This is a genomic window from Streptomyces sp. NPDC025273 (genome assembly GCF_040638585.1).
GTDB lineage: Bacteria > Actinomycetota > Actinomycetes > Streptomycetales > Streptomycetaceae > Streptomyces > Streptomyces cinereorectus.
The window spans coordinates 98,859-111,751 of sequence record NZ_JBEZYP010000002.1 but is presented as its reverse complement, the minus strand read 5'-3'; the positions used below and the strand labels follow the sequence as shown (position 1 = coordinate 111,751).

Genomic DNA, 12,893 nt, shown 5'->3' with positions numbered 1-12,893 from the left:
TATTGGTCATGCCCAACGTTTCCGCCTCTGGCCCTCCGATGGCCGCGAGTCCACTCACCGTCGCCGTCCTCGAAATCGACGCCTACGCAGCAAGCCTCGGCTGGGACCAGCCCGCGCGGCTGTTCGCCCTTGTCGACACCGCCCGGCTGCGCGCCCATGAGCCGGGCCTCGCCGCCCAGCTCGGCCTCGACGACACCGCGTCGACGACCGCCGCCCTCACCCCCATCGAGCAGGAGGAGCTCCCCGCCGGCACCGCGCTGGACGAATTCCTCGCCACGATCGCCTGGCCCGACGCCGTGGTCGGCTGTGCCATGACCGTGGAGCGGCTGATGCTGCCGCCGTCCGCCGAGGCCTCCGTGCCGGACGGCATGAGCGACGCCCGGCTGACCGCCTGGGTCGCCAAGCACCCCGACCGGCAGGAGGTGCGCATGACCGTGGCCGTACTGCGGGACGGGGCGCGGGACTCGGCCGTGCGGCTGCGGGAGAAGGACTCCCCCACCGAGGTGCTGACCGGTGCCGGTCTGGTCCCGGGACTGGCCGAGGCGCTCGCGGCGACCTTCGAGTCCTGACCCCCACGTCCGCGGGGACCGGCCTCAGCCCGCCGAACAGCTCGGCAGGCCGGCCGTGTCCCCCGCGCCGATCTTCTCCAGGGACGACTTCGCGTCGTCCAGGGTCTTCACCCTCACCAGGGTCAGGCCGCTCGGGGTGTCGGACGCCGCGGCGGCACAGTTGTCGTCCGGGGTGAGGAAGTAGCGGGCGCCCGCGTCGCGCGCGCCGACCAGCTTCATGTTGATGCCGCCGATGGGTCCGACAGTGCCTCTGTCGTCGATGGTGCCGGTGCCGGCGATGAACCTGCCGCCCGTCAGGTTGCCGGGCGTCAGCTTGTCGACGATCCCCAGCGAGAACATCAGCCCGGCGCTCGGGCCACCGACGTCGGCCAGCTTGATGTCGATGTCGAACGGGAACGTGTGGTCCGTCCCGGCCTGGATACCGACGACCGCCCGGTCCTTCGCCGAGGGATCCGCCGGGTCCGCGGACGCCTTCCGCGTGGTGAGGGTGATCTTCCGGGAGCCCTCGGGTTCCTTGCCCGCCTTCTCCGCGGCGGCGGCCGCCTTGGCGGGAACGATGGTGAAGACGACGTCCTCGCCCGGCTTGTGCTCGGTGACGAGCTTCGCGACGTCCTCGGGCTGCTCGACCGCCGTACCGTCGACGGCCTTGATCACATCGCCCGCGTGCAGTTCGCCCTGGGCCGCGCTGTTCTTGAGGACCGTGGAGACGACGACCCGGGAGGTGACGGGGATCTTCAGCTCTTCCAGAGCGGCGACCTTGGCGCTCTCCTGGGACTGGCTGAACTCCTCGGCGTTCTCCTGCGTCGACTCCTCCTCGGTCTTGCCGTCCGGGTAGAGGGTGTCGTGCGGGACGATCACGCTGTCGTGGGCCAGCCAGCCGTAGACGGCCTCGACGATGTTCATGTCGTAGTCCGCGCCTGTGACACGCACCGTCGTCATGTTGAGATTCCCGGCGGTCGGATACGTCTTGTGGCCGGTGATGTGCAGAACCGGCTCGCCACGGGCGTCGCCCAGCGTGTTCACGGTCGGGCCCGGAGACATCTCCGAATAGGGCACGGGGATCAGCACGCCTGCGCAGAGCAGCGCGATCAGGATGAGGGTCGAGGCGAGCATCGTCGCGGTGCGGCGTGGCATGGAACGACAGTACGGGAAGGGCCTGTCAGTGCACCGTCGGGGCCGGTCCGTGCCAGCGGACGCCCTGGGCCGTCCTGAGGTCTGCCGTGCGCCGTCCTCGGCCCGCTCGCTGCGCGGAGAAACGCGCGGAAAAGGAGCGTATGCGGTACCGGATCGGCAACTGCGCACAGCCGCTCCGGGCTCTCAGACCGCCTCGGAACCGGAGTGCTATTTCTCCATCGCTTCACGGAATTTGGCGTAGCCGGCGAGTTCGGTGACATCGCCGGTCGTGCGGTTGCGGGCCGCCCACCCTCCCCATATCGCCGCGCCGAGAGCAGCTATAAGCGGAATCAGGAGCCAAGCGATTGCTGCCATCACGACCTCCCTACCCCATGAGCGACCGCAACTGACGATCAGAAGATTAACCACCTGCAGGACCAACGCTCGTGGCAGGGGTGCCGTTACGCAAATCGGGGCTGATAGCCCCCGGGGCGGTTTGCGCTCAGCAGGCGCCGACCCACTCCTCCGTACCGTCCGAGAATCGCTGGTGCTTCCAGATCGGAACCTCGTGCTTCAGGTCGTCGATCAGCTTGCGGCAGGCCTCGAAGGCATCGCCCCGGTGGGCGCAGGAGACCGCGACGACCACCGCCAGATCACCCACGCCCAGTTCACCCACCCGGTGGACGGCGGCCAGCGCCCGGACCGGGAACTGCGCGACGACCTTCTCGGCCACTCGGCGCAGCTCCACCCCGGCCGTCGGATGACAGGAGTATCCGAGCGCGCCGACCTCCTGCCCCTCGTCGTGATTGCGCACCGTGCCGACGAAGAGCGCGATGCCGCCGGCGGCGTCGTCCCCGACGGCACGGAAGATCTCGTCGACGGACAGCGGCGTCTCCCGGATGTCCAGCAGCTTGATGGGGTCCTGCGCCGCCTGCTCGCCGGGGTGGTCGTGTGTGCGTGCCATGGGACCCATCGTGCCGCACGGCGCCGACATCTCGGAATGGCGTTCTCGACCGGCGGCCGGCCGCCGTCCCCGGAGCCTCCTGCGGGGACGTCCGCGGGCGGGTGACGGTGGCGGGCTAGAAGCGGCGGCGGGCCTTGCGGGCGCGCCTGACCAGCGCCGCCGTACCGAGCAGTGCGACGGTCGCACCAGCGGCACCCGCGGCGGTGGCGTCCTTGCGGCCGAGACGGCGGCCGGCGACCGTGTGGCGGCCCTCCACCTCCTCCAGAAGCGCCGCGAGGACCTCCTCGTTGGTCCACCGGGGCCGCCACCCCACGTCGTGCAGCCGGCTCACGCTGACCACCCAGGGATGCATCGTGTAGGCGAGATCGCCCGCAGGGGACGGTGTGAGGCCGATCCGGTGCAGCCTGGCGGCGGCACCGAGGGCGACGGCGGACGGCAGCTCCATGCGGCGCACGCCGGAAAGCTCCTCCACCTCCTCCTGCTCGAGCCAGCCGTCGCAGCCGACCGCGAACTCTCCGTCGATCTTCTCCAGCGCGGCGTACTCCAGCGCGCTCACCAGGTCGTCGACGTGGCAGAACTGCCAGGCCGGACGCGATCCGGCGACGACCAGGAGCCTCGGTGACTCGAAGTAGCGGGTCAGCGCGGTGTCCGTACCGCCGACGAGGACCGTCGGACGCACCACCGTGACGTGGAGACCGGGGTGCGCGCGGGGGGCGCGACGCCCGAGCCGCTCGATCTCCAGCAGGTCGCCGACGCCGGTGGCCTCGGCCGTGGCCCGCAGTTCGGCGTCCTCGGCGAGCGGGAGGTCGTTGTCGGGCAGGGCCCCGTAGACCATCGCGGAGGTGCACAGCACGACCCGGTGGACCCCTACGGCCGCCGCCGCGGTCAGCACCGTCTGGGTACCGCGTACGTTGTACGCGGTACGGGCGGCGGGGTCGGTCTCCAGGTCGAGGTCGAGCGCCAGGTGCACGACGACGTCCGCTCCGCGCAGCTTCTCCGCGATGGCGGGGTCCCGTACGTCCAGGATGTGCCACGTCGCCTCGGAGACGTCACCCCGGCGTTCGTCGATGGCGATGACCTGCTTGATCTCGTCGGATGCGGCGAGGTGCGCGGTGAGCAGTTCACCGACGCCGGTCGCGGCACCGGTGACCGCGACGACGGGGCCCCGGCTTCTGGAACGATTTTTCGTGGGCTTGCTTTCGGGCGAGGGGTCGGCCAGGTTTCGCGCTGCGCGAACCTGCGGATCTGGGGAACTCACCGGGCGTCTCCAGCGGTTGTCTTCAGTACGTACCCGAATGACGCGTACGTACCAGGTGGCGTCCATCCTGCCGCAGGCCGGGAGCCGGCGGAGCACTGAGGGCCCGAGCGGTCTTTGGTGTCTACGCTGGATGGTGATGTCGGGCAGTCGCCGTCGGTTCGAGCCGGCGGCCCTACGAGCCGAGGAAACCCGTGAGTGACACCCCATTCGGATTCGGCCTTCCGCCGGAGGAGCCGGAGAACGGCGACGAGGGCAAGAAGAAGGACCCCACCGGAGGTGGGCAGGGCTCGGGCGGGCCGGCGAACCCGTTCGGCATCGGTCCGGGCGCGGGCGGGGACAACCCGTTCGCGGCGATGTTCGGCACGATGAACCCGAACGACCTGGGCGCGGCGTTCCAGCAGCTCGGCCAGATGCTGAGCTACGAGGGCGGCCCGGTCAACTGGGACATGGCCAAGCAGATCGCCCGCCAGACTGTTTCGCAGGGCACGGCGGACGGCAGCAAGGACGCGAGCGTCGGCCCTTCCGATCGCAGCTCCGTCGACGAGGCGCTGCGTCTCGCAGACCTCTGGCTGGACGGCGTGACCTCGCTGCCCTCCGGTTCGGTCTCGACGGTGGCGTGGAGCCGCGCGGAGTGGGTCGAGGCGTCGCTGCCCGCCTGGCGGAAGCTGGTGGACCCGGTGGCCGAGCGGGTCGGTCTGGCCATGGGCGACGTGCTGCCCGAGGAGATGCAGGCCATGGCGGGTCCGCTGATCGGCATGATGCGGTCGATGGGCGGCGCCATGTTCGGCCAGCAGATCGGGCAGGCCGTGGGCGTGCTCGCCGGTGAGGTCGTCGGCTCGACCGACATCGGCCTCCCGCTGGGTCCGGCCGGCAAGGCCGCGCTGCTCCCGCTCAACGTCGAGCGGTTCGGCAAGGACCTGAGCGTTCCGCAGGACGAGGTGCGCCTGTATCTCGCGCTGCGTGAGTCCGCCCACCAGCGGCTCTTCGCCCATGTTCCGTGGCTCCGCTCGCATCTGTTCGGTGCGGTCGAGGCCTACGCGCGCGGCATCAAGGTCGACACCGGCAAGCTCGAGGACGTCGTCGGTCAGTTCGACCCGTCGCAGCCCGAGCAGCTTCAGGACGCACTCCAGCAGGGCATGTTCCAGCCCGAGGACACCCCGGAGCAGAAGGCGTCGCTCGCCCGGCTGGAGACGGCGCTCGCCCTCGTCGAGGGCTGGGTGGACGCCGTGGTGCACGAGGCCGCGAAGTCCCGTCTGACCTCGGCGGACGCGCTGCGCGAGACGATGCGCAGGCGCCGGGCGTCCGGCGGTCCCGCCGAGCAGACCTTCGCCACGCTCATCGGGCTCCAGCTGCGTCCGCGCAGGCTGCGGGACGCGTCGAGGCTGTGGGCCTCGCTCACGGACGCCCGGGGCGTCGACGGCCGCGACGGCCTGTGGGAACACCCCGACATGCTGCCGACGGCCCACGACCTGGACGACCCGGACGGCTTCGTGCACCACGAGCAGCTGGACTTCTCCGAGCTGGACAAGATGCTCGGCGAGGCGGCGAAGGGCCCGCGGAAGCCGGCCGCCGAGGACGAGGGCAGGACCGCGGACGGTACCCCGGACGACACCGGGCGCGACGGCAAGGACGACACCGACCGGTGAGCCTGCATGACGACGCCGTTCTCGTACTCAAGGGGTACGACGAGCGCGACGGGGACCAGGCGGAGCTGCGCCGGACCTATCTGGACCACTTGGCCGGGCACCCCGACGGCATGTGGAAGGCGTGCGGGGCGGGCCACCTGACGGCCAGCGCGCTGGTGATCGATCCGAAGCGCGGCCGGGTGCTGCTCACCCTGCACAGGAAGCTCCGGATGTGGTTGCAGATGGGCGGCCACTGCGAGCCGCAGGACGCCGCGCTGGCCTCTGCGGCCCTGCGCGAGGCCACGGAGGAGTCGGGGATCGCGGGACTCGCCCTGCTGCCCGGCGGCCCGGTGCGGCTGGACCGGCATCCGATCCCGTCGCCCTGCCATTGGCATCTCGATGTGCAGTACGCGGCGATCGCTCCCGCCGGCGCGACGGAACAGATCAGCGACGAGTCCCTCGACCTGCGCTGGTTCCCGTACGAGGAGGTGGCCACCGTGGCGGACGCCTCGGTCGTACGGCTGCTGGACCGGACCCGCGCGCGGATGGCGCACCGTTAGACACGGGTGAGGGGCGGCCTCCGTACGGAGACCGCCCTTCCGCCCTCGGTGACGACCGGGCTCAGTTCCAGGCGTTGTTCTGGTTCTGGCTGTGTGCCCCGTGCTGTCCCACACCGAACTGGGCAGCCGCGCCCTGGCCGATCTGGGTGTTCTGCGGTGGCAGCACCTCACTGGGCTGGACCAGGGCGAAGCCCTGGCCGAGGAAGCTCAGCTCCCAGCCCTCCCCCGTGTTGCCGCGGCGCCGGAGCACGCCCGAGGAGTGGGTCTGGGCCTGCATCTGGACCCGCAGCCCGCTCGACCAGGCGACGATCGCGTCGGCGTCGGCGTTGACGTACTTGTCCGGTGTGACCTGCATCATCAGCGGCTGGCCCGAGGTCATCAGCGCGACCTTGCCGTTCCCGGAGATGTTGAGCTGGTACTTGCCGGTCCCGGAGATCCCGTACTGGCTGTCCACCGCGATGACCTCGGTGTGCAGCGAGGAATCCAGCGCCAGGACGTAGGCGCTGTCGACGGTCAGGCCCTCGTGGTCGACGTCGACCACATGGATGTACTGGGCGAGATTGGCCAGGTAGACCGTTCCCTGGCCCGAGCAGCGCATCAGGTCCAGGCCCTCACCCGTGCTACTGCGGGCGCGGCGCTGTCCCTGCGACCGGTACTCGCCGTCGAACTCCATGAGTCCCTGGTACGCGACCATGGCGCCCTTGCGGGCGAGGACGTCGTCGTGGCCCGTCAGCGAGACCCGCAGGAGCTGCGGGTTCTGGACGGTGTACCGATCCTGCGACTGCTGTTCGGTGTGGCTGAAAAGCGGACTCTGCATGATGTGTTCTCCCCCGCTCAGTTCCGGACCCGCAGGCGGTCGGTACTGTCCTCGCTCGGCTGGACGACGACGATGCCCTGGCCGGAGAAGGCCATCTGGTACGCCTCTCCGCTTCCGCGCCCGATGAGCGAGCCCGCTTTGAAGCTGCGCTTGCCCTTGACCTTCAGGTTCGGTGACCACGCGACGAGCGCGTCGGGGTCGACGTACGTCTCGTCCTCGCCCCGGCCGCAGTCGACGACGATCGGCGTGCCACGCGAGGTGATGGCGACCCATCCCGTGCCCTGGATGGCAACGTTCCACAGGCCCTGGCCGGCGAACTTGGCCAGGCCCTTGACCCGCTCCACACCCCAGGTGAGGTGGCCGTCGAAGGCGAGGAGGTTGGTGCCGTTGACGGACAGCGAGTCGTTGTCGAGGTTGATGACGACCACGTCGGCCCCGTAGTCGGCCAGGTAGAGCAGCCCGTCACCGGCGCACTTCATCAGAGGCGCTCCCTCGCCGGTGATCCACTGCGAGGCGATCTGACGGACGGCGGGCGGATTGGGCTCGTACTGGATGAAGCCCTCGTAGGCCACCATCGAGCCGGTACGAGCGTAGAGGTCCTGCCCGGAGGCCATGGCGACCTTGAGCATCGTGCGGCCGTGGTTCTCCATCCGGGCCGTGACGGGTGTCGGGGCGAAGCCCGCGAGTTGCTGATTCATGACGGGCTCCCTCAGACCTCGTAGGGCTGGACGACGATGAAGTTCCCGGGGGCTCCCCGGAACTGCAGGTTCACGGTCTCACCGCTGTGCCCCGGATAGGCGTTGCGGCGCAGCCGGACCTGACTGGAGATGATCACCTGGGACGCGGACGACCAGGCCACCACCGCGTTGCAGTCGGCGAACGTGGTGGGGGTGACCGGCAGGACGACCGGAACGCCGTGGGTCTTGACGACGACGGTGCCGGTGCCCTGGAACAGCATGGTGAACAAGGCCCCGCCGGGGATCCCGTGGCCCTCGATCCTGCGCACCTCGTACTGCAGCGACTCGTCGAAGGCGAGGACGCTCTCCGCGGAGACGCAGATGCCGTCGCCCTGCAGCTCGATGGGGTGGAGATGCGATCCTTCCTCGGCGAGGAAGACCTGGCCGCGGCCGGTACAGCGCATCAGCTGCATCTCCTGGCCCGTCGCGTTGCCGACCACACGGCCCGCGAAACCGGCGCCCTTGTAGCCGAAGTCGACCTTGCCCTGGTACATCACCATGCTGCCCTGACGGGCCAGCACCGGTGTGCCTCCCATGGTCAGGTCCACGCGCATGAGCTGCTGGTTCTGCGAGGCCCAGCGCTGCCCGGTGGCCGTCTCCTTGTACGGCTGCAGGGCGGCCCGCAGCCCCGCACCGGTCTGCGGAACACCCTGGGGCACGCCCTGCGGCATGCCGGGTGGCTGCTGACCGAACGGTGCCGGGGGCTGCTGCCCGTACGGCGGCGTGGCGGGCTGCTGCCCGTAAGGCGGCGCTACAGGCGGCTGCTGCCCGTACGGCGGTGCCGGAGGGTGCTGGCCGTACGGCGGTGCCGCCGGGGGCGCGCCCTGGCCCGGGACCTGCCCGAACTGCGGCGGCTCCGGCGGCTGTCCGTACGGAGCGGGCGCCTGGGGAGCGATCGGCGCCGCTATCGTCGGTGCGGCGTGAACCGGCTGCTGCGGTGCGGGAGCCGGCGCTGCCGGGGCGCCGAACGCAGGTGCGGGCTGCGGTGCCTGGGGAGCCGCCGGGACACCGAATGCCGGGGGCGCGGCGGCCTGGGCGGGTGGGGCGAACGAGGGGACGGCGCCCTGTGCCGGTGCCGCGGGCTCCTCCTCGGCGACCTCTCCTCCGAAGTTCTTCAGCAGCGCGTCGAGGCCGCCGTCGAACCCCTGGCCGACCGCGGCGAACCGCCAGACGTCCTTGAGGTAGAAGTCACCGAGCATGACCGCGCGCTCGGTGGTGAATTCGGACCCGGTGAAGGCGTACTTCACGACTTCCTCGCCGCCCGCGACGATCCGGATGTATCCCGGACCGACCTGCGACATCTGCCCGGCGCCGTCGAGAGTCGCGGTGAAGGACAGCTTGTGGATGTTCGCCGGAATGCGGTCGAGGGTGACGCGGAACGACTCGGTGTCACCGGCCTGGGCACCGAGGAGCTGAATGGACTCCTCCGGAGATTTCGGCTGGTTGAAGAAGATGAAATACCGGTCGTCCGAGAGCTGCTCATCGGCATCGAGGCCGAAGCAGCTGATGTCGAACGTCAGGCCGGGGCCGGCGATCTGCACACCTACGTACAGATCCGTCCCTGGCGTGAGATCACTGATCTTGGCCTTGTGGCCGCGTTGGAATTCCCTGGCCATGCGTAACGACCGTCCCCCATCCCGAAGGTGAATGCGTCGCGTCAGGCTAACCGCAGACCGCACCATTGAGCCAAGTCGGTACAGACCCGGTACAGAATCACCGAATGTCACTCTTCGCGTGCGGCGGGCAGATGTGGCAGCCGGTCGGCCGCCACGACGCCTTCGAGATACCCCCGGGCCCGCTCGGTACGGGGATACGCGTCCAGCAGGCGCCAGAAGCGCGGGCCGTGACCGGGAACGAGCAGGTGGGCCAGCTCGTGGAGGAGTACGTAGTCGACGACGTAATCCGGCATGCCCTGCAACCGGTGGGAGAGCCGGATGCTGCCCTCGGCGGGGGTGCAGGAGCCCCACCGGGTATTCTGATTGGTCACCCACCGCACCGATGCGGGACGCGCCCGGCCCCCGAAATACTGGGCGGACAGCCGCTCGGCACGCTCGGCGAGCTGACCGTCACCGATGACGCGCTTGCTCTCCTGCGCGGCGAGCTTGTCGAGCATCACGCCGACCCAGCGCTGCTCCTCCGCCTCCGACATCCGGGCAGGGATCAGCACGATGGTGCGGTCACCCTCACGGTACGCGGAGACCGTTCTGCTGCGCCGGGCGCTCCTGCGGACCTCGACCGCGCTCGTCACCGATGCGGGGGGCTGATGGGCGGCCGCGCTGCGCGGACGGCGTCCGGCGCTGCGCGCGGGGGTCTCTCCGGCGAGGCCGGGTGAGGGGTCGGCGGGCACGCCACGACGTTACCCGCTGCCGGTGAGGGAAGTCCCGCCCCCCGACGCTCGACGTTGATCCACTTCTCCGCATGCACCATTTGAACGACTAACACCCCGGGGCTGTGGATAACTTTCCGCCCCTTTCGCCGCCGCGTTGCATTCTGGCAACAGATCCCGAAACCGGACGGAGAGAAGTCATGCATCCCATGTTGAAGCCTGCGCTGCGCCGTGCCTGGCGCGGACGGAACACTGTGCAATTCGGCGTGACACCCGCGCATGCGGTGACGCTGGGGCCGATGGATATCGCGACAGGGAGCTTTCTGGAACTGCTCGACGGAACACGTGGTCTGCCCCTGCTGCGTGAAGAGGCCAGAGCCCTGGATCTGTCGGACCGTCACGTGGACATTCTCGTATCGCGACTGACGGAGGCGGGCCTGCTCGACGATCCGAAGGCGGGCGGCCCGGAGGCGGACGCGTTACGGCAGCGGGCCGAGACCCTGGAGCGCCAGCGTCCCGACGCGGCGTCGCTCTCCGTCGTCCACCCGGCACCCGGGAGCGGGCTGCGCAGACTCGCGGCCAGGCGGGCGATGCGGGTCCAGGTCCGGGGCGCGGGCAGGGTCGGCGCCTCGGTCGCCGCGGTGCTCTCCGGATCCGGGGTAGGCCGGGTCGAAGTGCTCGACGGCGGCCGCACCGAGCCGTGGGACATCGCGCCGGGCGGCCTTCCGGCGGCGGCCGTCGGGGAGCGCCGGGACACGGCGGCCCGTCAGCTGGTCCGCCGGTCCGCGGTCGGCGCTACGGCTCGGGCGGCGGGGACGGCCGAGTCCGCCTCGGGCGGCGAACCCGCGCTGTCCCTGGTCGTGGTTGCCCCCAGGGACGGCCTCTCGGTCTACGCCCCGGAGCCGGACGCGGCGGCGCCGTGGATCGCGTCCGGCACGCCTCATCTCTACGCGGGAGTGATGGAAGCCACGGGGGTGGTCGGACCGCTCGTGCTGCCCGGCGGCACGGGCTGCGCGGGTTGTCTGTCGCTGCACCGTACGGAGCGGGACCCGCAGTGGCCGCGGATGATGGCGCAGTGGAGGTCAGGGAGGCGCAGCGCCGTACCGGCCTGCGATCTGGGGCTGGCGACGGCGGTGGCCGGGCTCGCCGCGGCCCACGCGTTGTCCTTCCTCGACGGAGAGTTGCCGGCCAGCACCGGCGCGCGATGGGAGGCGGCCATGCCCCTGCTGGACTGGCGATCGGAGCGGCTGGGTCCACACCTCGACTGCTCCTGTGGTGCCGCCGGGCAGACTGAGGGGGAACTCACCCCCGCGGCCTGCGCCGCGCAGGACACAATGGCCGGGTGACCGCCGCCGACGGAGCAGGGCCGAACACTCACGCGGCACGGCAGTCCGGTAACTGGAGGGGCATATGTCTGATCTTCCCCGGAAGGCGGTCACCCGCACCGCGAAGCTGGCCGCGCTGCCGCTCGGCTTCGCCGGCCGTGCCACGTGGGGCCTTGGCAAGCGGATCGGCGGCAAGTCCGCGGAGATCGTGGCCCGCGAGGTCCAACAGCGCACGGCGGATCAGCTCTTCAAGGTTCTGGGCGAGCTGAAGGGGGGCGCGATGAAGCTCGGACAGGCGCTGTCCGTCTTCGAGTCCGCACTTCCCGAGGATGTCGCCGGTCCCTACCGGGCGGCGCTGACGAAACTGCAGGAGGCGGCACCGCCGATGCCGACCCGCACCGTGCATGAGGTGCTGGCAGAGCGGATCGGTGACGACTGGCGGGACCTCTTCCTCGAGTTCGAGGACCGGCCCTCTGCCGCCGCGTCGATCGGACAGGTCCATCGGGCGGTGTGGCACGACGGACGCTCCGTCGCCGTGAAGGTGCAGTACCCCGGTGCGGGGGAGGCACTGCTCTCGGATCTGACCCAGCTCAGCCGTTTCGCCCGCCTGCTCGGTCCGCTGGTTCCCGGGATGGACATCAAGCCGCTCATCACGGAGATGCGGGACCGGGTGTCGGAGGAGCTGGACTACGCGCTGGAGGCGCGGGCACAGCAGGAGCACGCGGCGGAGTTCGAGGACGATCCCGATGTGGTGATTCCCGGGGTGGTGCACCAGTCCGAGCAGGTGCTCGTCACGGAATGGATCGACGGAATACCCCTGTCCGAGGTGATCGCTGACGGGACGCCGGACCAGCGGGACCGGGCCGGCCAACTGCTGGCGCGCTTCCTGTTCTCGGGGCCGGCCCGCACGGGGCTCCTGCACGCCGACCCCCATCCGGGAAACTTCCGGCTGCTGCCCCCGGCGAGCCCGGACGTCGAAAACATGGGCGGGCCGGACGAGGACCCCGGCCGATGGCGTCTGGGAGTACTGGACTTCGGCACGGTGGACCGGCTCCCGGAAGGGCTGCCCCGGACCATCGGGGACTCCCTGCGGATGACGCTGGACGGCGATGCCGAGGCCGTGTACGAGATGCTGCGCGGGGAGGGCTTCGTCAAGGAATCGATCGCACTCGCTCCGGACGCGGTGCTCGAGTACCTGCTTCCGATCATCGAGCCGGCGCAGGTGGACGACTTCACCTTCACTCGCTCCTGGCTGCGTGGCCAGGCTGCCCGGATCGCCGATCCGCGCTCCCCCGCACATCAGTTGGGCAAGCAGCTGAACCTTCCTCCGTCCTACCTGCTGATCCACCGGGTCACGCTCAGCACGATCGGGGTGTTGTGCCAGCTGGGTGCGACGGTGCGACTGCGGGACGAGCTGGAGTCCTGGCTGCCCGGGTTCGTCCTGGAGTACGAGCCGGAGGAAGACGTACAGGACGACGTGCTGAGCGAGGTGCTGGAAGAGGTGCTGGACGAGGAGGACGTACTGGAGAAGGTCCCGGACAACGGGCAGGACAACGCGGCGGGTGAGGCCGCGGTGGCCCGGCCCGGAGAGCGCTGACC

At 70.4% G+C, this 12,893-nt stretch carries 13 protein-coding genes; 5 read left to right on the top strand and 8 right to left on the bottom strand.

Annotated features, from left to right (window positions below; all coding sequences use genetic code 11):
* Window positions 1–8: 8 nt before the first annotated feature.
* The gene (locus AB0F38_RS05495; RefSeq protein WP_361887076.1) at window positions 9–569 is read left to right on the top strand and encodes a PPA1309 family protein; all 561 of its coding nucleotides are present in this window, start codon (window positions 9–11) and stop codon (window positions 567–569) included.
* A 24-nt stretch (window positions 570–593) separates the two neighbouring features.
* Here the strand turns inward: AB0F38_RS05495 and AB0F38_RS05490 are convergent, their stop codons facing one another.
* The 4 genes from AB0F38_RS05490 to AB0F38_RS05475 form a co-directional block, all read right to left on the bottom strand.
* A complete protein-coding gene (locus AB0F38_RS05490; protein ID WP_361887072.1) occupies window positions 594–1,703 on the bottom strand; it encodes a PDZ domain-containing protein in 1,110 nt (369 codons plus the stop codon).
* A 207-nt stretch (window positions 1,704–1,910) separates the two neighbouring features.
* Entirely contained in the window at window positions 1,911–2,057 is a 147-nt protein-coding gene (locus AB0F38_RS05485; protein ID WP_361887069.1) for a hypothetical protein, read from the bottom strand.
* Window positions 2,058–2,184: 127 nt separating this feature from the next.
* Entirely contained in the window at window positions 2,185–2,646 is a 462-nt protein-coding gene (locus AB0F38_RS05480) for a molybdenum cofactor biosynthesis protein MoaE (RefSeq protein WP_361887066.1), read from the bottom strand.
* A gap of 115 nt (window positions 2,647–2,761) precedes the next feature.
* On the bottom strand, window positions 2,762–3,904 hold the full coding sequence (locus tag AB0F38_RS05475; protein WP_361887063.1) for an SDR family oxidoreductase: 1,143 nt from the start codon (window positions 3,902–3,904) through the stop codon (window positions 2,762–2,764).
* Between the two features lie 191 nt (window positions 3,905–4,095).
* Here AB0F38_RS05475 and AB0F38_RS05470 point away from each other — a divergent pair, with 191 nt between their 5' ends.
* Both AB0F38_RS05470 and AB0F38_RS05465 read left to right on the top strand, forming a co-directional pair.
* Entirely contained in the window at window positions 4,096–5,550 is a 1,455-nt protein-coding gene (locus AB0F38_RS05470) for a zinc-dependent metalloprotease (RefSeq protein ID WP_361887060.1), read from the top strand.
* Entirely contained in the window at window positions 5,547–6,089 is a 543-nt protein-coding gene (locus AB0F38_RS05465; RefSeq protein ID WP_361887057.1) for an NUDIX hydrolase, read from the top strand. The genes AB0F38_RS05470 and AB0F38_RS05465 overlap by 4 nt, the downstream gene beginning before the upstream one ends.
* Window positions 6,090–6,150: 61 nt before the next feature.
* Here AB0F38_RS05465 and AB0F38_RS05460 read toward each other — a convergent pair whose 3' ends face one another.
* The 4 genes from AB0F38_RS05460 to AB0F38_RS05445 form a co-directional block, all read right to left on the bottom strand.
* A complete protein-coding gene (locus AB0F38_RS05460) occupies window positions 6,151–6,906 on the bottom strand; it encodes an AIM24 family protein (RefSeq protein WP_361887054.1) in 756 nt (251 codons plus the stop codon).
* A 17-nt stretch (window positions 6,907–6,923) separates the two neighbouring features.
* On the bottom strand, window positions 6,924–7,604 hold the full coding sequence (locus AB0F38_RS05455; protein WP_361887051.1) for an AIM24 family protein: 681 nt from the start codon (window positions 7,602–7,604) through the stop codon (window positions 6,924–6,926).
* An 11-nt stretch (window positions 7,605–7,615) separates the two neighbouring features.
* A complete protein-coding gene (locus AB0F38_RS05450) occupies window positions 7,616–9,259 on the bottom strand; it encodes a TerD family protein (RefSeq protein WP_361887048.1) in 1,644 nt (547 codons plus the stop codon).
* 107 nt (window positions 9,260–9,366) lie between these two features.
* The gene (locus tag AB0F38_RS05445) at window positions 9,367–9,990 is read right to left on the bottom strand and encodes a M48 family metallopeptidase (protein ID WP_361887045.1); all 624 of its coding nucleotides are present in this window, start codon (window positions 9,988–9,990) and stop codon (window positions 9,367–9,369) included.
* Between the two features lie 179 nt (window positions 9,991–10,169).
* Here AB0F38_RS05445 and AB0F38_RS05440 point away from each other — a divergent pair, with 179 nt between their 5' ends.
* Together AB0F38_RS05440 and AB0F38_RS05435 are read left to right on the top strand one after the other, a co-directional pair.
* Window positions 10,170–11,315, top strand: a complete 1,146-nt coding sequence (locus tag AB0F38_RS05440) for a ThiF family adenylyltransferase (protein WP_361887042.1) — start codon at window positions 10,170–10,172, stop codon at window positions 11,313–11,315.
* A 64-nt stretch (window positions 11,316–11,379) separates the two neighbouring features.
* On the top strand, window positions 11,380–12,891 hold the full coding sequence (locus AB0F38_RS05435) for an AarF/ABC1/UbiB kinase family protein (protein WP_361887039.1): 1,512 nt from the start codon (window positions 11,380–11,382) through the stop codon (window positions 12,889–12,891).
* Window positions 12,892–12,893: the final 2 nt, after the last annotated feature.